Here is a 19,253-nt window from a genome sequence, read left to right on the forward strand (position 1 = left end):
AGTCGGTTCCGCTCGGCCGCCGGGCCCAAGCGCTTAAGTACTCAAGCGCTCATGCGCTTCGGCCCCGGCGGCCGTGGAGCCGCAGCACCACCGCCCGTCCCGCCACGCCCGCCGCCAGCACGGCCGCCATGGTGAGGACCGATGCCTGCGGCAGCGTGAAGGCCAGGACAAGGCAACCTGCGAGCCCCAGCGCGTTGAGCCACTTCGGCGCGTGCCAGGGACGTTCCGTCAGGGTGTAGGCCGCCGCGTTCGCCACGGCGTAGTACATGAGGACGCCGAAGCTGGAAAAGCCCACCACCGTGAGGACCTTGCTGGTCAGCAACAGCACAATCACGACGGCGGCCACCGCCAGTTCGGCCACGAACGGAACGGTGTGGCGTCCCCCGATGCGGGCGAGGGGGGCCGGCAGGTCACGCTCCCTGGCCATCGCCATCGTGGTGCGTCCCACCCCGGTGATGAGTGCCAGCAGTGCCCCGAGGGAGGCCGCAGCCGCTCCTGCCTGCACGAAGGGTGCGCCGGCGGCGAGCTGGGAGTGCTTCACGGCGTCCAGCAGCGGGGCCGGGGACGCGGCGAGCTGCGCCAGGGGTAGATGTCCCAGCAGCAGCAATGCCAGTACCAGGTAGATGGTGAAGGCTCCTGCCAGGGCACCGAGGATGGCCCGCGGAATGACCTTCGCAGGATCCCTGACCTCTTCCCCAAGGGTGGCAATCCGGGCATATCCGGCGAAGGCGAAAAAGACGAGGCCGGCCGCGGGAAGGACGCCCGCCGCACCGCCGGGCCCGGCGCCGGACACGGCAGAGGCTGCGGCTCTCTCCGGGTGGGGTCCCATGACGCTGGCTACGGCAACAAAGACGAGGGTGGCCAGGACGATGCCCAGCAGGATGCGCGTCAGGAAGGCGGTCCGCGTGATGCCGAAGAGATTGACCCCGGTCAGGACGGCGACAGCCGCGATTGCGACAGGCGTGGCGTAGCCCGGGGCAACGTACTGTCCGAAGGTGAATGCCATGGCTGCGCACGATGCGGTTTTGCCGGTCACGAACCCCCAGCCGGCGAGGAACCCCGGCCACTCGCCCAGCTGCTTGCGCCCGTAAATGTAGGTGCCGCCGCTGTGCGGGTACTTCGCCGCCAGCTGGGCGGACGCCACGGCGTTGCAGTACGCGACGGCTCCTGCGATGACGATGGAAACGGCAAGGAGCATCCCGGCCAGTTCGGCAGCCGGTGCGAACACCACAAAGACGCCGGCGCCGAGCATGGATCCCAGTCCGATGGATGTTGCATCGAACACACCCAGCCTGCGCTGCAGCTGCTGATGCTTGGTCATGGCGGGGCAGGGGCCTTTCCAGCGGGTAAACTCGGACGGGATCGTTTCCGCAACGATCCTAACGAAACTTCTGTCTTCCTTCTGAAAGGAATGCTGTGCTGCGCACACATGACCTCGGATCCCTTCGCTCCGAGCACATTGGACAAACCGTAACCCTGGCCGGCTGGGTAGGCCGCCGTCGTGACCACGGTGGTGTCGCATTCGTCGATCTGCGTGACGCTTCCGGCGTTGCCCAAGTCGTGGTCCGGGAGGAAGAGGTCTTCCACGGCCTGCGCAACGAATACGTGCTGCAGGTGACCGGCACGGTGTCCAAGCGCCCGGAGGGCAACGAAAACCCGGCTCTTGCCACGGGCGAGGTCGAGGTCATGGCCGACAAGGTGGTGATCCTCAACACCGCGGAGGCGCTGCCCTTCCAGGTCGACGAGCACGTGGAAGTGGGCGAGGAGGCCCGCCTCAAGCACCGCTACCTTGACCTGCGCCGCCCCGGCCCCAGCCGCAACCTCCGCCTCCGTTCTGAGGCCAACCGCGTTGCCCGCGAACTCCTGCACAAGGAGGGCTTCGTGGAGATCGAAACGCCCACGCTCACGCGTTCGACGCCGGAAGGCGCCCGTGACTTCCTGGTTCCCGCCCGCCTGGCGCCGGGTTCCTGGTACGCGCTGCCGCAGTCGCCGCAGCTTTTCAAGCAGCTGCTCCAGGTGGGCGGCTTCGAGAAGTACTACCAGATTGCCCGCTGCTACCGCGACGAGGACTTCCGCGCGGACCGGCAGCCCGAATTCACCCAGCTGGACATCGAGGCGAGCTTCGTTGACCAGGACGACATCATCGCGCTCGGCGAAAACATCGTGAAGGCCCTGTGGCAGCTGATCGACGTCGACATCCCGACGCCCATCCAGCGGATCACCTACGCCGACGCCATGGCCCGCTACGGTTCCGACAAGCCGGACCTTCGTTTCGGCCAGGAGCTGACCGAGCTGACCGGGTTCTTCAAGGACACCAACTTCGGCGTCTTTAAGGCGCCCTACGTCGGGGCAGTTGTCATGCCCGGCGGAGCATCCCAGGCACGGCGCGCCCTGGACGCCTGGCAGGAATGGGCGAAGCAGCGCGGCGCCAAGGGCCTGGCCTACGTCCTCTACAAGGAGGACGGCGAGCTCGCTGGTCCGGTAGCCAAGAACCTCACCGAGACCGAACGCGCCGGCCTGGCCGACGCCGTCGGCGCCAAGCCGGGCGACTGCATCTTCTTCGCCGCCGGTGAGAAGACCCCGTCACGCGCCCTGCTCGGTGCGGCACGTGTGGAAATCGGCCACCGCACCGGCCTGATCGACCCCAATGCGTGGGCGTTCTGCTGGGTGGTCGACGCCCCGATGTTCGAGCCGGCCGCCGCCGCTGTGGCTTCCGGTGACGTGGCAGTGGGCGGCGGCCAATGGACGGCCGTGCACCACGCCTTTACCTCGCCCAAGCCGGAGTTCCTGGAGACCTTCGACACGGACCCGGAATCGGCGCTGTCCTACGCGTACGACATCGTCTGCAACGGCAACGAAATCGGCGGCGGCTCCATCCGTATCCACGAGCGCGACGTCCAGGAGCGTGTCTTTGAGCTCATGGGCCTGGACAAGGCAGACGCCCAGACCAAGTTCGGCTTCCTGCTCGAAGGCTTCAAGTACGGCGCCCCGCCGCACGGCGGCATCGCCTTCGGCTGGGACCGCGTTGTTGCACTGATGGCAGGCGTTGACTCCATCCGCGACGTCATCGCGTTCCCGAAGTCCGGCGGAGGCCACGACCCCCTCACCGACGCCCCCGCTCCCATCACACCGCAGCAGCGCAAGGAAGCGGGCGTCGACTTCAAGCCCGAGGCCAAGAAGCCCGAAGGCAAGAAGCCCGAGTAGCCGCACCCGCCGCTTCAACGGTTCCCTGCACACTCGACGCTCCGCCCCTGTGCGCCGTCGAACGCGCAGGCAACCGTCGAAACGGCGCGCTAACCCGGCGGATCCGTTACGGTGATCCGCACCGAGCACGCGTCCGCTGCAGCCTTCTTCAGGACGGCCGCGCGCGGATCGGGGACATCGAGGTACGCCAGGCGCGGCAGCCGGGCATACGGCTTGAGGGCCGGCTGTTCGAGGACCAGGTCCGCCAGCGCGCGGTCCCCGCCCGGCACCACGTACTCGAAGACCTCTCCGCTGAGGACACGCCCGGCCTGTTCCGCCACTGCCTCGACCATAGCGTCGGCCTGGTTGGAACGGCGCCGGGCAAACCTTTGTTGCGACTGGCCGCCGGCGGCGGTCCGGGACTGTACGTACTTGGAGCCCGTTTTGGATGCAAGGATGAGTCCCTCGCTGGCAACGGCCACACCGTACCCTCCGCGGCGCACCAGGACCAGGCCGATCCTGCGCGGCTGGGAGGCGAGCGAAGCAAGCCGCTCCACGAGGCCGGGCCCGCGCCCCGGTCTGCCGTCCGCCGGCCAGGGTGCCTGCAGCAGGGCGCTGGCGCCGTCGGCGGCGAGCAGCCGCACGCCGTCGTCGTGGTCTTCGACGTCCAGCCCACCGTGACTCGACCGGAACCGCTCCACCCAGCCGGCCAGCCGGTCACCGGATACAAACGCGGTCCGCGAGGACGGGGCCGGGCGACCGCCCGGCGCATCCCCGCCCGCTGTAACACTGTGTGGCATCGCCGATTCCCTTGCTTCCCGTGACCGGACTTGCCCCTACCAATCTATGAGTAGCCTATCTATGTGGATGATCTCTTTGGCCCGGGGCAGGGCAATGACGACGACGGCGACGCGCCTGACGCTGCCGACGGCACTGCCGGCAAGGCTGCCGCCGGCGGCCGCGCCTCCGGCGCCTCGCGAAACGCCGTGCCCCGCAGCCCCCTTGCCGTCCGCATGCGGCCCCGGACACTTGACGATGTAGTGGGCCAGCAGCACCTGCTGGGCCAGGGCTCGCCGCTGCGCCAGCTGGCGGCCGGGGCAGATGCAGGCGGCCCGGCCGGCCCCAGCTCGGTCATCCTCTGGGGTCCGCCCGGCACCGGCAAGACCACACTGGCGCATGTCATCGCCCGAGGACCGGGAAGGAAGTTCGTGGAGCTCTCGGCGATCACCGCCGGAGTCAAGGACGTGCGCAAGGTCATGGACGACGCGCTGACCGCACGCGACCTCTACAAAACCACCACTGTGCTGTTCCTGGATGAAATCCACCGCTTTAACAAGGCGCAGCAGGACGCCCTGCTGCCCGGCGTCGAGAACCGCTGGGTGGTGCTCGTGGCAGCAACCACGGAAAACCCTTCCTTCTCCGTGGTCTCCCCGCTGCTGTCCCGTTCCCTGCTGCTCACGCTGAAACCGCTGACCGACGCCGACATCGAGGGCCTGCTGGTGCGGGCCGTGGAGGACTCCCGGGGGCTGCGCGGCGAAGTCCGGCTCAGCCCGGAGGCGCTGGCGCACCTTGTCCGGCTCTCGGGCGGGGACGCCCGGCGGGCGCTGACCGCGCTCGAAGCGGCGGCCGGCGTCGCGTTCGGGGACGCGGACGACGTCGGCAGTTCCGACCCTGCCGACGGCAGCACCGGTGAACCGGTCACCGTGGAACTGCGGCACACCGAGCGTGCGCTCGACGTGGCGGCCGTCCGGTACGACCGCGCGGGGGACCAGCACTACGACGTCGCCAGTGCCTTCATTAAATCCATCAGGGGCTCGGACGTGGACGCGGCACTGCATTACCTGGCCAGGATGCTCGAAGCGGGGGAGGACCCGCGGTTCGTAGCCCGCCGCATCGTGATTTCCGCCGCGGAGGACGTCGGCATGGCCGATCCCACCGCGCTGCAGACGGCCGTCGCGGCGGCGCAGGCGGTCCAGCTCATCGGCATGCCGGAAGGGCGGATCATCCTCGCCGAGGCCGTGGTCCACCTCGCCACCGCGCCCAAGTCCAACGCCGCCTACATGGGCATCAACAAAGCCATCGCCGACGTCCGGGCGGGGCTGGGCAAAGGGATCCCGCCCCATCTGCGGGACTCGCACTACCCGGGGTCGAAGCAGCTGGGCCACGGGCTTGGCTACAAGTACGCCCACGATGCCCCGCACTCGGTGGCGTCCCAGCAGTACCCTCCGGACGACCTCGTGGGCCGGGACTACTACGAGCCCACGGCCAACGGGGCGGAGCGTGACATCTCGGTGCGGCTGGAGCGGCTGAGGAAGATCATCCGGGGCAAGTGAGCATCATGGTAGGATGGATGTTTGTCTGGCAAGGCACGGACGCACACCCCCCGAACTTCTGTTTGATGGAGCTGTGCCCTGCGCCCAGTAGCAAAAGGCAGCGGTTGGCCGATGCTCTCCATCGTGGAGGCCAGTAACACTGACACACCGCAGATATTGGAAGGACACAAGTGGCTAACAACACTCGTGCTCGCCGTCAGGCCCGCCTCTCGCGGTCCCTCGGCATCGCTCTGACCCCCAAGGCCGCCAAGTACATGGAGCGCCGCCCGTACGGCCCCGGTGAGCATGGCCGTGCCCGCAAGAAGCAGGACTCCGACTACGCCGTACGTCTGCGCGAAAAGCAGCGTCTGCGCGCCCAGTACGGCATCCGCGAAGCCCAGATGACCCGTGCCTTCGAAGAAGCACGCCGCACCAAGGGCCTGACCGGTGAAAACCTCATCGAACTGCTCGAAATGCGCCTCGACGCCCTCGTGCTGCGTGCCGGCTTCGCCCGCACCATCGCACAGGCCCGCCAGCTGGTTGTGCACCGCCACATCCTGGTTGACGGCATCCGCGTTGACCGTCCGTCCTTCCGCGTCGGCGAAGGCCAGCTGGTCCACGTCCACAGCCGCAGCGAAACCATGCCTCCTTTCCAGGTTGCAGCAGCCGGCGCCCACCGCGACGTCCTGCCCACCGTTCCGGCTTACCTGGACGTCAAGCTTGACGCCCTGCAGGCACGCCTGGTCCGCCGCCCGAAGCGCTCCGAGGTTCCCGTGACCTGCGAAGAGCAGCTCGTCGTCGAATTCTACGCACGCTAATTCTCGGCAGCGTATCCAAGGAAGCCCGTGGCAAGCGCCGCGGGCTTCTTTGTATGTAAGGTACTTGGGGGACATCCGCGGTTACAGCATGCTGCTGCCGTGCACAGGGTCCCGATCCACGGAGTTTCAAGGAGATGAACGTCTATGTCTGGTGGCGATATTGCCGGCCTGATCGCGGCCGGGGTATTTGCGCTCCTGGTCCTGTTGCTTGCTGTCCCCATCCTCAAGCTGGGGCGGGTGTTCGATGAGGTGCGGACCTCCATCCGGTCCATCAGCGACGGCGCAACGCCCCTCATGGACGAAGTCACGGCGACCGTCTCCACCACCAACCAGCAGTTGAAGAAGGTCGACGGCATCGCCTCCAACGTGTCGGACGCCTCGGCCAACATCTCCGCGCTGTCCTCACTGATGGCCGCCACCGTCGGCTCGCCGCTGATCAAGGTCGCCGCCTTCAGCTACGGCGTGCGCTCCGCCCTGGCCGCCCGCAAGAAGCCCGCCACCGGCCGTCGCAGCCGCTAAGTCCCGGAGAACGAAAATGAAGAGACTCGTCTGGATGGGCATCGGCGTCGCAATCGGTGTCATCGCGTTCCGCAAGGTCACCGAGGCGCAGGCCAGCCTCGGGCCCGAAGGCCTCAACCGTGCCGTGGGCAGGCTGGCCGACGGTGTTTACGATTTTGCCGACGCCGTCCGCTCCGGCATGCGTGAGCGGGAAACGGACCTGCGCACGGCGCTCGGCGTCGAGTCCCAGGACGTTGCCCGCCGCTAGCCGCGGTGAAATACGCGAGAATTAAACGGGCGGTCCTGTTCAACATCGTTGACCCGGAACCGCAATGAACCAAAACCTCACGCGCCAGAATGCGTGAACCACGAAGGGTATGTAATCAGCTCATGAAGTCGCAGGAGATCACAAAGCGCTGGGTGGACTTTTTTGTCAGCAAAGGCCACACCGCGGTTCCCTCCGCGTCGCTGGTCTCCAGCGACCCCTCCCTGCTGTTCACGGTTGCGGGCATGGTCCCGTTCATCCCTTACCTGACGGCCCGTGAAGAAGCGCCCTACTCCCGTGCCACCAGCGTGCAGAAGTGCATCCGCACCGGGGACATCGAGGAAGTGGGCAAGACCGCCCGCCACGGCACCTTCTTCCAGATGTGCGGCAACTTCTCCTTCGGCGACTACTTCAAGGAAGACGCCATCAAGTTCGCGTGGGAGTTGCTCACCACCGGCGTGGACGACGGCGGGTACGGCCTTCCGCCGGAACGCCTGTGGGTAACCGTCTACGAAGAGGACGACGAAGCCGAGGAACTCTGGCTCAAGAACACCGGCGTGCCCGCCGAGCGCATCCAGCGCATGGGCAAGGCTGACAACTACTGGTCCACCGGCCAGCCGGGCCCGGCCGGCCCCTGCTCGGAGATCTACTACGACCGCGGCCCGGCGTACGGCGTCGAAGGCGGACCCATTGCCGACGAGAACCGCTACGTCGAGATCTGGAACCTCGTGTTCATGCAGTACCAGATCGACAACGTCCGGTCGAAGGTCGAGTTCGACATCACGGGTGAACTGCCTAAGAAGAACATCGACACCGGCCTGGGCATGGAGCGCCTCGCCATGATCCTGCAGGACGTCGAAAACATGTACGAGACCGACCAGGTCCGTCCGGTCATCGACATGGCTGCCAAGCTCTCGGGCAAGGAATATACTTCCGCCGAGACGGAGGATGACCCCCACCACACCGACGACGTCCGCATGCGGGTGGTCGGCGACCACATCCGCTCGGCCCTGATGCTCATCGCCGACGGCGTGACGCCCTCCAACGAAGGCCGCGGCTACGTCCTGCGCCGCCTGATCCGCCGCGCCGTCCGCTCCATGCGCCTCCTCGGCGTCGACAACGCGTGCCTGCCGCACCTGCTGCCCGCCTCCCGTGACGCCATGAAGGGCGTCTACCCCGTGGTGGAGACGGACTTCGACCGCATCAGCCGCATCGCCTACGCGGAAGAGAAGGCCTTCCTGCGCACCATCGCCTCCGGCACCGCCCGGCTGGAAGACGCCGTGAAGGAATCCAAGGCAGCCGGCCGCCCGCTCTCCGGTGCCGACGCCTTCACGCTGCACGACACCTACGGGTTCCCGATCGACCTCACGCTTGAAATGGCCGAAGAAGCCGGACTCAACGTGGACGAGCCCGAGTTCCGCAAGCTCATGCTGGAACAGCGCCAGCGCGCCCAGGCCGACGCCAAGGGCAAGAAGGGCGCCCACGCCGACCTCAGCGCCTTCCAGGAACTGCTGGCCGAGGGCGAGACCGTCTTTACCGGCTACACCGACCTCGAGGGCGAATCGCGGGTCCGCGGAATCCTCAGCGCCGGCCGGAAAGTGACCCAGGCCGCCACAGGCGACGAGATCGAACTTGTCCTCGCCGAGACGCCGTTCTACGCCGAAGCCGGCGGCCAGGCTGCGGATACGGGACTCATCACCGGCGACGGGTTCGTCGTCGAGGTCCTCGATGTCCAGCGTCCGGTGAAGGGGCTGAGCGTCCACAAGGCCATCGTCCGAGAAGGTGAAATCGCCTCCGACGCGCTGGTCCGGGCGGCAGTTGACCGCGAACGGCGCCACGCCGCCGAGCAGGCCCACACCGGCACCCACATTGTCCACGCGGCCCTGCACCAGATCCTGGGACCGCAGGCGGTCCAGCGCGGCTCCTTCAACAAGGCCGGCTACCTGCGCTTCGACTTCGCCTGGGGCGAGGGGCTGAGCACCGCCACGCGCTCGGAAATCGAGGAGGTGTCAAACCTCGCCATCCGGAACAACTTCCACGTGGACACCAAGGTCATGCCCCTCGCCGAAGCGAAGGCCCTCGGGGCGATGGCGCTGTTCGGCGAGAACTACGGCAGCGAAGTGCGGGTCGTGGAGATCGACGGCGCCTGGTCACGCGAGCTGTGCGGTGGCACGCACGTGCCCAACACCTCGCTCATCGGCAGTTTGTCGCTGCTCGGTGAGCAGTCGGTCGGCTCCGGAAACCGCCGTGTAGAGGCTTTCGTGGGCATGGACGCCTTCCGGCACCTGGCCGCCGAGCGCGCCCTCGTCACCGAACTGACCGAAATGCTGAAGGTGCCCTCGGGCCAGCTCGCCGACCGCATTGCGGCCACCCTGACGAAGCTCAAGACGGCCGAAAAGGAACTCGAGCGGCTCCGCAAGGAACAGCTCGCAGCAGCTGCCGCCCAGCTCGTCGGAACCGCCAAGGACGCGGCCGGAGTGCGTGTCATTGCTCACGACGCCGGACAGGTCGGCGGCGCGGACGATCTCCGGGGCCTTGCCCTGGACCTGCGGAACCGCCTCGGCTCCGAAGCCGCCACGGTGGCCGTGGCCGGTGTCAGCAACGACCGTCCGGTCATCCTCATCGCCACCAACGAGGCGGCCCGCGAAGCCGGGGTCAAGGCCGGGGCGCTCGTACGACTCGCCGCCGGCATCCTCGGCGGCGGCGGAGGCGGCAAGGACGACGTCGCCCAGGGCGGCGGCACCGACGCCTCCAAGGTCGGGGCCGCGCTGGCGGCGGTCGTCGATGCCGTGACCGGGCGCTAACGGATCCGTGTCCTCAACTGCTGAGTCGCCCGTCTACCCCCAGGGAATTAAACTGGGGGTGGACGTGGGGACCGTCCGTGTAGGCGTGGCCATTTGCGACAGGGACGCCATCCTGGCTACCCCGCTGAAAACGCTGGACCGCAACCCGAAGAAGAATTCCGACGTGCGGGCCCTTGCTGTCCTTGCCGTGAACAGGGGAGCAGTGCAGATTTTCGTGGGTCTTCCGCGGACCATGAAAGGCGAGGAACACGCCTCCGCGCGCATGGCTACGGATTACGCTCAGCTGCTGGCGGACGAGCTCAACCGGGCCGGTGCGGACGTTCCGGTGCACCTCGTGGACGAGCGGCTGAGCACCGTCACCGCGCACCGACACCTGCACGAAGCTGGCATGAGCAGCAAAAATCACCGTAAAGTGGTGGATCAGGTTGCTGCTGCGGGAATTCTGCAGCACGCCATCGATATGCAAAAAGCCAGGGGAACGGATGTGGGAAGCCGCGTACGCGCGCTTGCCCAGCCGGGGCTGACCGGAGACGCCGCAGCGGATAACGGCGGGCAGGACGTCCCGGGGAAAGACATGCAATCTTCAGAAGATGGAAGGCTACAGTGAGCCCGGTCAACAATGACGACTCCTCCGGCAGGAACTTCAGGGGCGCCGGACGGGCGCTGACGCGCAAGGAAATCCGTGCGCGGGAGAAGTCCCTCACGGAGGATTCCGGGAACCTCGTGCCCGAACAGGCCTACGAGTCCGGGAACGATACCCCGGACATTCCGGAGCGGCGACCTGCCACGCAGGTGGCTGCCGGGCAGGCGCAGACAGCTTCGCAGGCACCCGCAGTTTCGCAGGCACCCGCAACCACGCAGGTGCCGGCAGTTTCGCAGGCACCATCCCAGGCGCCGTATGAGCCCGCTGTCCCCTCGCCGGATGCCGTGGCGCCCACCACCGGCGTTCCGCTGGTTCCAACCGCGCCCCCCCACGTTCAGGCGCCTGCCGCCGGTCACGGCGATGGACACACTGCCCGCACCTCCCACGGCCACGGGGACCACGCCTCCGGCGCCCCCGTTGGCGCGCCCGCCGACGACGTGCACACCAGCCGCGCCCACCACGCTGCCCACGCCGAGGGCAGGCACGAGGAGCACGCATTCTCCTCCGCCGAATCCCACCACTTTGCGGAGCCCGGCCACGACGCAGCGCATGCGGACCACGGCTACGCGGGCTACCACGACGGGGAGCACGACGGCGACCAGCACCACCACGACCTGCACCATCACGACGGGCACACGGCGACATACGAGGACCACGAGCACTACGACCACGAGTCCGTGGGCCAGCAGTTGCTCGGCGCCCCCGAGAGCGTGAAACCCCGTCCCTCCAAGAAAGTCCGCCGCAGGCGCCGGCTTGTAGCTCTGCTGCTGACGCTCGCCCTCTTCGTCACCGCCACGGTGGTCGGGGCACAGCTCCTCAAGCCGCTGCTGGGCGATCCCAGGCCCAGCGACTACCCGGGACCGGGCACGGGACAGGTCACCGTGGCAGTCCAGCCCGGAGAAGGGCCCATGTCCGTGGCCGCCAAGCTCGAGGACGCCAAGGTGGTGGCCAACGCCGACACGTTCGTGTCAGCCCTTGCCGCTTCGGGCGGCACCCTGGCTCCCGGCGAATACGACTTCAAACAGGAAATGAAGAATTCCGACGCCGTCGCCGTCCTGCTCGGTGAAGGGCAGGCGAAGGTCATGTACTTCGCCCTGAGTGCAGGCCTGCGCATCAATGAATCACTGGAAGCAATGTCCGAAGGTTCCGGGATTCCCGTGTCGCAGTTCAAGGCCCTTAGCGACTCTCCCGAGCAGTTTGGCCTGCCGGCCAAGGCCAAGAACCTCGAGGGTTACCTCGCCCCGGGTGAGCACCGGTTCCCGCTTGGCACCACGCCCAAGGAGATCCTGACGCAGCTGGTGAAGATCACCAAGGACGAGCTGACCGCCCAGGGTGTCACGGACCCGGCCAAGCAGTACGACGTCGTGACGGTGGCCAGCATCGTCCAGGCCGAAGGCGGCCAGGCAGAGTACAAGGACGTTGCCGGCGCCATCTACAACAGGCTCAAGCCGAACAACACCGAGACGGCCGGGCTCATCCAGTCCGACGCCACCGTCACCTACGGCCTGGGCAGGAAAAGCTTCCACATCACCGAAGAGGAAAAGGCGGACAAGTCCAACCCGTACAACACGTACGCCATCCAGGGGCTGCCCGTTGGTCCTATCGGCTCGCCGGGTAAGACGGCCATCGATGCGGCGGCGCAGCCGAACAAGAACGAGTACATGTACTGGGTGACCATCAACCTGGATAGCAAGGAGACAAAGTTCTCCAAAACACTGGCGGAGCACCAGCGGTACGTTGATCAGTACAACGCGTGGTGTGAGGCCAACCCCGGCCGTTGCGTATGAACCGCCGCGCGGCCGTCCTCGGTCATCCGATCAGCCACTCGAAGTCCCCGGCCCTGCACCTTGCCGCCTATGCCCGCCTGGGGGAGGACATCGGCTACAGTGCCATTGATGTCACCGAGGAGGGCCTGCCCGCCTTCATGGCGACGGCGCGCGGCCAGGAGGGCTGGCGCGGGCTCTCCGTCACCATGCCGCTCAAGACGGCCATGGTTCGCGAAGTCGACGAGGTCCGCGGCGTGGGACGCGTGCTCGGCGTCATCAACACGGTGGTGTTTGAGGGCGAAGGAGAGTCCGCCCGGCGGATCGGCTACAACACGGACGTCACCGGCATCGTTAATGCCCTGCGCAACGCCGGCGCCGTTCAGGCTCCGGCCGCCGTGGTGCTGGGCGGCGGCGGGACAGCAGCGGCCGCTGTAGCTGCCCTGCAGGAACTCGGCGCGCAATCCGTCGACGTCTTCGTGCGGAACACGGGCCGCGCCGCGGAAGCGCGTGCGGCAGCACGCGGCCTGGCCATGGACATCGCCGTGCACCCCATGAGGGGCGCGGTTGACGCAATGGCTGCTGCCGACGTCGTAATTTCCACCCTGCCGCCGCGGGCAGCCGACGGCATGGCAGCGGATCTTGAGCAGCTGGGCGGGGCAACAGACGGGATCCTGCTCGACGTCGCCTACGATCCCTGGCCCAGCAGAATCGCGGCTGCATGGCAGCAGGGGGGCGGAACTGTGGTGCCCGGACTTGAGATGCTGCTCTACCAGGCGGTCGAACAGGTCCGGTACTTCACAGGCCGCGAAGACGCCGCCAGCGCCGACGTCATAGATGTGATGTGTATCGCAGTCGGGGCACCCCGGCGGGTACTCTGACCGCCCTACATGGCAGGATGGATTGTATGTTGCGTTGGTTGACTGCCGGTGAGTCCCATGGCCCGGCTCTGGTCGGAATTATCGAAGGCGTCCCCGCCGGTGTTGAACTCACCAGCGGGCAGATCGCTGATGCCCTGGCACGCCGCCGTCTTGGCTACGGCCGCGGTGCCCGGATGAAGTTCGAGCAGGATGCTGTCACCATTCTCGGCGGAGTCCGCCACGGACTGACCCAGGGCGGACCTGTCGCCATCCAGGTGGGGAACACCGAATGGCCCAAATGGGAGCAGATCATGTCTGCCGACCCCGTTGATCCCGAGTCGCTGGCCGACCAGGCACGGAACGCCCCGCTGACCCGTCCGCGGCCCGGCCACGCAGACTTCACCGGAATGCAGAAATACGGCTTCGACGAGGCCCGGCCCGTGCTGGAGCGTGCCAGCGCCCGCGAAACCGCCACGCGCGTTGCCATGGGCACCGTCGCTGCACAGTTCCTGAGGCACCTGGGCATCGAACTCGTGAGCCACACCGTATCGATCGCGAGCGTCGCGGTGCCTGAGGGAAGGCCCCGCCCGCTTCCGGCCAACGTGATAGCGCTCGACGCCGATCCGCTGCGCTGCTTCGACCGCGAAACGTCCGACGCGATGGTTGCCGAGGTGGACGCTGCCCACAAGGAAGGCGAAACGCTGGGCGGGGTAGTGGAGGTGCTGGCTTACGGGCTGCCGCCGGGCCTGGGCAGCTACGTCCACTGGGACCGCCGCCTCGATTCCCGCCTCGCCGCCGCCCTCATGGGCATCCAGGCCATCAAGGGCGTGGAAGTCGGAGACGGGTTCCTCACCGCCGCCAGGCGAGGTTCGGCCGCCCACGACGAAATCGTCAAGGACGCCGACGGCAGGATTGTCCGCACCACCAACCGTGCCGGCGGCGTCGAAGGCGGCATGAGCATCGGCGACGTCCTGCGCGTCAGAGCTGCGATGAAGCCAATCGCCACCGTCCCGCGCGCCCTGAAGACCATCGACATCAGCACCGGTGAGGCCGCCAAGGCCCACCACCAGCGCTCCGACGTCTGTGCCGTCCCGGCGGCGGGTGTTGTCGCCGAGGCCATGGTTGCCCTGGTCCTCGCCGAGGCTGTCACCGAGAAGTTCGGCGGTGACTCGGTGGAGGAGACTGCCCGCAACATCAGGGGCTACCTGGAGAACATCCCGGCGTCGCTGGACTCGATCGGACTCTAGTGCCCTCCAGCAATACACCCCGCACCCCGGGGCATCGTCCCATCGTGCTCATCGGCCCCATGGCAGTCGGGAAGTCCGCCCTCGGCCACCAGCTGGCACAGCAGCTTGGCGCACCGTTCGTGGACACCGACTCCGTCATCGTCGAGAACCACGGCTCCATCGCGGACATCTTCGCGGGGCGCGGTGAACACGCCTTCCGGGAGATTGAGGCACGGACGGTGGCCCGGGTGGTCGAAGCCGCCGCCGGCACCGACACCGTCATTTCACTCGGCGGCGGATCCGTCCTGGACTCCGGCACCCAGCAGCTCCTGCAGCGCTGCACCGTGGTGTACCTCGAATGCGACGCCGATACGGTCGCGGCCCGGATCGCAAGGAACTCGGGCCGTCCGCTGCTCGCCGGTGACGGCATCAGCCGGTGGAAGGACCTGTTTGCCACGAGGAAACCCGTTTACGAACGCCTCGCCGACATTGTCCTTGACGTGCGGCGGGGATCGGTGGCGGAACTGGGCCGCCGGCTCGAGGCGGCGCTGCAGGAGTATGCGGAAGCAGACCAAACACGCGCGGCACACAACGCCGCGGACGCAGCGGCCGGGGACAACACGGCCGCGAAACAGGAAGTTGAAAAGTGAGCGAATCAACTGTCATTAAGGTCACGGGGGAATTGGCCGCCAACAACTACGACGTCGTAGTTGGCCGCGGACTGCTCGGTGCCCTGCCCGAACAGCTGGGCGAGCGTGTCCGTCGAGTGCTTGTGATCCACCCGCGCGCGCTCCGCCTCACGGGCGACACGGTCCGGGATGAGCTGACTGCCGCCGGTTTCACCGCCCTGACTGCGGAAATCCCCGACGCTGAAGAAGGCAAGCACATCCAGGTGGCCGCCTTCTGCTGGCAGGTGCTCGGGCAGAACGACTTCACCCGGTCGGATGCCGTGGTGTCCGTGGGCGGAGGGGCCGTCACTGACCTCGCAGGCTTCGTGGCTGCCACCTGGCTCCGCGGCGTCAAGGTCATCCACATGCCCACCAGCCTGCTGGGCATGGTGGACGCATCCGTCGGCGGCAAGACCGGCATCAACACGGCTGAAGGCAAGAACCTCGTGGGCTCTTTCCACCCGCCCGCCGCCGTGCTGGCTGACCTCGACACGCTGGACACCCTGCCCCGGAACGAGCTTGTCTCCGGCATGGCCGAGGTCATCAAGTGCGGCTTCATTGCCGATCCCGCCATCCTGGACCTCGTGGAGAAGGACCCGGAAGCTGTCACCGACCCGCAGTCGGCCGTGCTCCGCGAACTCATCGAGCGCTCCATCGCCGTGAAAGCCCGCGTCGTCTCTGAAGACCTGAAGGAATCCGGCCTGCGCGAGATCCTGAACTACGGACACACCCTGGGCCATGCGATCGAACTCGTCGAGCGTTACTCCTGGCGCCACGGCGCGGCAGTATCGGTCGGCATGATGTTTGCCGCCGAGCTGGCCCGCAGTGTCGGCCGGCTGGGGGACGCCGACGCCGACCGCCATCGCACCATCCTGGAATCGCTTGGACTGCCTGTCACCTACCGCAAGGACCGCTGGCAGGGCCTGCTGGACGGCATGCGCCGCGACAAGAAGTCACGCGGCGACTTGCTCCGCTTCGTGGTCCTCGACGGCGTCGGCAAACCCGGGATCCTGGACGTGCCCGACACCTCCCTGCTCTTTGCTGCCTACCAGGAGATCGCCTCCTGATGAGCGACGTTATTGAATGGCCTGACGGAGGCTTCCCCGGAATCCGGATCAACCCGGAATTCCTGCTGCCCGAAATCACCAGCCCCGAAGCCTGCGCCGCTGCCCTTGAGGCTTCGACCGATCCGGCAGACCGCGTGTTCGTGCTGCTGGTCGAGGGCCACGCGTCCGACGCCGCCGAGCTGCTGGCCGAGGCCCGGTACAGGGACCCGGAGTCCTTCCGGCTCCGTGCCTTCGAATCCGAAGTGCTGCGTGTTTCCCACCGCTACGACGAGGCTGTCGAGCTCTTCAAGCAGCTGCTCGCGGAGGTAGCGGGGACGTCCAACGAGGCGCTCGTCTACCAGTACCTGGGCAGGACGCACTTCGCTGCCGGCCATATCGGAGCTGCTGTGGAATCGTTCACCCGGGCGCTGGACCTCAGGGTCGAACAGTCGGCGGACGCTGCACTGATCCATTCCTCCACCGTGGCGCTGCAGCGCGCACGGGACGTGCTTGAACTGGCCTCCTGAGTATCTGCGCCGGGCTGCGGCGACGGGGCGGGCCATGATCTTCCGCTAGAATGGTTCTTGGATTTTTGATAAACACACGCTGGCGGGCTATTCGGCATGCCGGTTTGGCATACACGGCTGGCAGCTAGAGGCAGTCAGATAGAAACCAGAGGAAACCAGTGGCAACCACAAACGACATCAAGAACGGTACCGTCCTGAAGCTCGAGGGCCAGCTCTGGAACATCATCGAGTTCCAGCACGTCAAGCCTGGCAAGGGCGGCGCGTTTGTTCGCACCAAGATGCGCAACGTCATGTCCGGCAAGGTGGTCGATAAGACCTTCAACGCCGGCCTCAAGATCGAGACCGCCACCGTGGACCGCCGCGATTACCAGTACCTGTACCAGGACGGCGCAGACTTCGTGTTCATGGACACCCAGGACTACGACCAGATCACGGTCTCCGGCGCCACGGTGGGCGACGCCACCAACTTCATGCTCGAAAACCAGATGGTCAACATCGCCATCCACGAAGGCACCCCGCTCTACATCGAACTGCCGCCGAGCGTCGTCCTCGAAATCACCTACACCGAGCCTGGCCTGCAGGGCGACCGCTCCTCGGCGGGAACCAAGCCGGCCACCCTCGAGACCGGCTACGAGATCCAGGTGCCGCTGTTCGTCGAGAACAACACCAAGGTCAAGGTCGACACCCGCGACGGCAGCTACCTGGGCAGGGTCAGCGAGTAGTGAGCGCCCGCGGTAAAGCCCGTAACAGGGCCCTGGACGTCCTCTTCGAAGCTGAGCAGCGCTCAGTTTCCCCGTTCGACGTGCTGCGTGCACGGCGTGAGAAGACCGACCAGATCGTCAACCCTTACACGGTGGAAATCATCGAAGGCGTCGTGTCGCTGCAGCCGGCCATTGACGAATTCCTCGAAACATACTCGCAGGGCTGGACCCTGGAGCGCATGCCGTCCGTGGACCGCATCATCCTGCGAATCGGCACCTGGGAGCTGCTCTACAACGACGACGTCCCCGACGGCGTCGCCGTCAGCGAGGCTGTCGCGCTGGCGAAGACGCTCTCAACGGATGAATCGCCGTCGTTCATCAACGGACTCCTCGGCCGCCTCCAGCAGCTGAAACCTTCACTGCTGGCCTGACGCCACATCGAAAAGCCCCGGCCATTGGCCGGGGCTTTTCGCTGCTCTGTACCGGCGTCAGTACCGGGCTGCTGTGAGTGGCGGCCCTGCCCTTTCGTTGGCCTCGCCTAATGCCCGACGGCGGCGCGCAGCGCCATCAGGTGGTGCAGCTGCTGCAGCTCTTCCTGCTGGTGGGACTGCACGTCCCTGCCGCTGAGGATCCGCTGGCGGGTGAAGGCCAGCTGCGTGGCCGCTTTCACGAAGGCCTTCATCTGCGGCGCCCGGTTATAGGCGGCCGCCCACCGCACCGCCTGCCGCCGGCCGCCCGCGGTCGCGAGCATCCCGACTTCCGCCGGGGTGAACCAGCCCGCCGCGGAGTACTCCAGCAGCCGCTGCCGGGTCAGCCGTGTCTCGGCCACGCGCAGCGCAATGATGCAGCCCACGGCCAGCAGGAAGATGGGGACCTGCACCAGCACATACTGGGCCAGGAAGTCCTGGCCCATGCTGTTCCAGCGGTTGTGCAGGATCATGGCGGGAATGAGTCCGACGACGAACCCGGCCACCGAGAGGCCGGAGTGCCAGCGGCGCGCGGCGAAGCCCATGATCAGACCGGTGGTGCCGGTGAAGATCGCGTGCGCGAAGGGCGACATGACGCCGCGCAGGAAGAAGATCTGCGCAAGGTCGCTGCCGGGAGTGCTGGACTCGGCGATGGCGCGGCCGAAGTACAGGATGTTCTCCGTGAAGGCGAAGCCGCCGGCGATCGTGAAGGCGAACACCACGCCGTCCACGGGGCCGTCAAAATGCCTGCGGGCCATGAGCAGCAACAGGAGCAGGCCCAGGGACTTGGCGAACTCCTCCACCACGGGGGCCTGGACAGTGGTCATGAAGTCCCGGAAGGACTCCTCGCTGGCAGTGGGGGCTGCAAGGGCGAAAACCGGCTGGATCAGCAGGGTGACGGCGATGGATACAGCCGCGCCCCATGTGAAGGCGAACACCAGCAGCCGCTTGGGCTCGGGCTCCCAGCGGTCAATGATGCGGACCGAAAAGAGCACGGCCCCCAGCGGAATCAGCGAAGCAACGAAGCCCACGGCAAAACCGGTGACGCCGGTGTTCGCCAGCAGGAAGGGGACCACCAGGAACAGGCTGACGAAGGCGAGGATGGCCCCGACCACCACCAGGGACAGCACGCCGGACGACGGGCGGGCAGCCACCGTTGTTGCCGACGGCGGTATGACCTGGGAGACCGCCCCGCCGTGGTGTCCGGGTGCCGGCCGGTAGTTCTGCTGCTGGACGTGGCCCATCCAGCTCGGGTTCGTCTGCTCATGGAACTGCCACTGCGGGTCACCGGGGCGGTTGCCGGACGGTCCGGGCGCTGGCTGCTGCGGGTTCATCGACATAGACATGAGCCTATCCGCTGGCGGGCGCCGGAGTGTGACCGATAACGCCTCTGTTCAGGCGAGGCGGCCAAGGCCCGTGTGGTAATTTTGGAGGGCAAATGTTCCTTTTTTAATTCCGTCCCGTGAGGCGGG

Annotated in this window: 18 protein-coding genes; 15 read left to right on the forward strand and 3 right to left on the reverse strand. The window is 67.0% G+C overall.

Annotated features, from left to right (window positions below; genetic code table 11):
* Positions 1–49: 49 nt before the first annotated feature.
* On the reverse strand, positions 50–1,321 hold the full coding sequence (locus ACIP9X_RS12510) for an APC family permease (RefSeq protein ID WP_400480057.1): 1,272 nt from the start codon (positions 1,319–1,321) through the stop codon (positions 50–52).
* A 95-nt stretch (positions 1,322–1,416) separates the two neighbouring features.
* On the opposite strand from ACIP9X_RS12510, the gene aspS reads away from it, so the two are divergent.
* The gene (gene aspS, locus ACIP9X_RS12515; protein WP_400480058.1) at positions 1,417–3,204 is read left to right on the forward strand and encodes an aspartate--tRNA ligase; all 1,788 of its coding nucleotides are present in this window, start codon (positions 1,417–1,419) and stop codon (positions 3,202–3,204) included.
* 89 nt (positions 3,205–3,293) lie between these two features.
* On the opposite strand, the gene ACIP9X_RS12520 is transcribed toward aspS, so the two are convergent.
* The gene (locus tag ACIP9X_RS12520; RefSeq protein WP_400480059.1) at positions 3,294–3,983 is read right to left on the reverse strand and encodes an acVLRF1 family peptidyl-tRNA hydrolase; all 690 of its coding nucleotides are present in this window, start codon (positions 3,981–3,983) and stop codon (positions 3,294–3,296) included.
* A 63-nt stretch (positions 3,984–4,046) separates the two neighbouring features.
* Here ACIP9X_RS12520 and ACIP9X_RS12525 point away from each other — a divergent pair, with 63 nt between their 5' ends.
* The 14 genes from ACIP9X_RS12525 to nusB all read left to right on the forward strand — a co-directional run bounded on the left by ACIP9X_RS12525 (position 4,047) and on the right by nusB (position 17,745).
* Positions 4,047–5,516 carry a replication-associated recombination protein A gene (locus tag ACIP9X_RS12525; RefSeq protein WP_400480060.1) on the forward strand — a complete coding sequence of 490 codons (1,470 nt, stop codon included), beginning with the start codon at positions 4,047–4,049 and terminating at the stop codon, positions 5,514–5,516.
* Between the two features lie 170 nt (positions 5,517–5,686).
* Complete coding sequence (gene rpsD, locus ACIP9X_RS12530) at positions 5,687–6,313, forward strand: 30S ribosomal protein S4 (protein ID WP_400480061.1); 627 nt, start codon at positions 5,687–5,689, stop codon at positions 6,311–6,313.
* A 144-nt stretch (positions 6,314–6,457) separates the two neighbouring features.
* The gene (locus tag ACIP9X_RS12535) at positions 6,458–6,832 is read left to right on the forward strand and encodes a DUF948 domain-containing protein (protein WP_400480062.1); all 375 of its coding nucleotides are present in this window, start codon (positions 6,458–6,460) and stop codon (positions 6,830–6,832) included.
* A 16-nt stretch (positions 6,833–6,848) separates the two neighbouring features.
* Complete coding sequence (locus tag ACIP9X_RS12540; protein ID WP_400480063.1) at positions 6,849–7,079, forward strand: DUF6167 family protein; 231 nt, start codon at positions 6,849–6,851, stop codon at positions 7,077–7,079.
* Positions 7,080–7,201: 122 nt separating this feature from the next.
* Positions 7,202–9,880, forward strand: coding sequence for an alanine--tRNA ligase (alaS, locus tag ACIP9X_RS12545; protein ID WP_400480064.1), 2,679 nt, complete (start codon positions 7,202–7,204; stop codon positions 9,878–9,880).
* 7 nt (positions 9,881–9,887) lie between these two features.
* Positions 9,888–10,487, forward strand: a complete 600-nt coding sequence (gene ruvX, locus ACIP9X_RS12550; RefSeq protein ID WP_400480065.1) for a Holliday junction resolvase RuvX — start codon at positions 9,888–9,890, stop codon at positions 10,485–10,487.
* A complete protein-coding gene (gene mltG, locus ACIP9X_RS12555; protein WP_400480066.1) occupies positions 10,484–12,310 on the forward strand; it encodes an endolytic transglycosylase MltG in 1,827 nt (608 codons plus the stop codon). The genes ruvX and mltG overlap by 4 nt, the downstream gene beginning before the upstream one ends.
* Positions 12,307–13,167 carry a shikimate dehydrogenase gene (locus tag ACIP9X_RS12560; protein ID WP_400480067.1) on the forward strand — a complete coding sequence of 287 codons (861 nt, stop codon included), beginning with the start codon at positions 12,307–12,309 and terminating at the stop codon, positions 13,165–13,167. The genes mltG and ACIP9X_RS12560 overlap by 4 nt, the downstream gene beginning before the upstream one ends.
* A 26-nt stretch (positions 13,168–13,193) precedes the next feature.
* Positions 13,194–14,393 (forward strand): chorismate synthase, encoded by a 1,200-nt coding sequence (gene aroC / locus ACIP9X_RS12565; RefSeq protein ID WP_400480068.1) that lies wholly within the window; start codon positions 13,194–13,196, stop codon positions 14,391–14,393.
* The gene (locus tag ACIP9X_RS12570; RefSeq protein ID WP_400480069.1) at positions 14,393–15,022 is read left to right on the forward strand and encodes a shikimate kinase; all 630 of its coding nucleotides are present in this window, start codon (positions 14,393–14,395) and stop codon (positions 15,020–15,022) included. The genes aroC and ACIP9X_RS12570 overlap by 1 nt, the downstream gene beginning before the upstream one ends.
* On the forward strand, positions 15,019–16,107 hold the full coding sequence (gene aroB, locus ACIP9X_RS12575) for a 3-dehydroquinate synthase (protein ID WP_400480070.1): 1,089 nt from the start codon (positions 15,019–15,021) through the stop codon (positions 16,105–16,107). Before ACIP9X_RS12570 ends, aroB begins: the two co-directional genes overlap by 4 nt.
* Entirely contained in the window at positions 16,107–16,613 is a 507-nt protein-coding gene (locus ACIP9X_RS12580; RefSeq protein WP_400480071.1) for a tetratricopeptide repeat protein, read from the forward strand. Before aroB ends, ACIP9X_RS12580 begins: the two co-directional genes overlap by 1 nt.
* A gap of 158 nt (positions 16,614–16,771) precedes the next feature.
* Positions 16,772–17,335 carry an elongation factor P gene (gene efp, locus ACIP9X_RS12585; RefSeq protein ID WP_056635236.1) on the forward strand — a complete coding sequence of 188 codons (564 nt, stop codon included), beginning with the start codon at positions 16,772–16,774 and terminating at the stop codon, positions 17,333–17,335.
* On the forward strand, positions 17,335–17,745 hold the full coding sequence (nusB, locus tag ACIP9X_RS12590; protein ID WP_400480072.1) for a transcription antitermination factor NusB: 411 nt from the start codon (positions 17,335–17,337) through the stop codon (positions 17,743–17,745). The genes efp and nusB overlap by 1 nt, the downstream gene beginning before the upstream one ends.
* A gap of 107 nt (positions 17,746–17,852) precedes the next feature.
* Here nusB and ACIP9X_RS12595 read toward each other — a convergent pair whose 3' ends face one another.
* A complete protein-coding gene (locus ACIP9X_RS12595) occupies positions 17,853–19,121 on the reverse strand; it encodes a PrsW family intramembrane metalloprotease (protein ID WP_400480073.1) in 1,269 nt (422 codons plus the stop codon).
* Positions 19,122–19,253: the final 132 nt, after the last annotated feature.

The sequence above is a fragment of the Arthrobacter sp. NPDC093125 genome (assembly GCF_044754225.1).
In the GTDB taxonomy this organism is placed as follows: domain Bacteria; phylum Actinomycetota; class Actinomycetes; order Actinomycetales; family Micrococcaceae; genus Arthrobacter.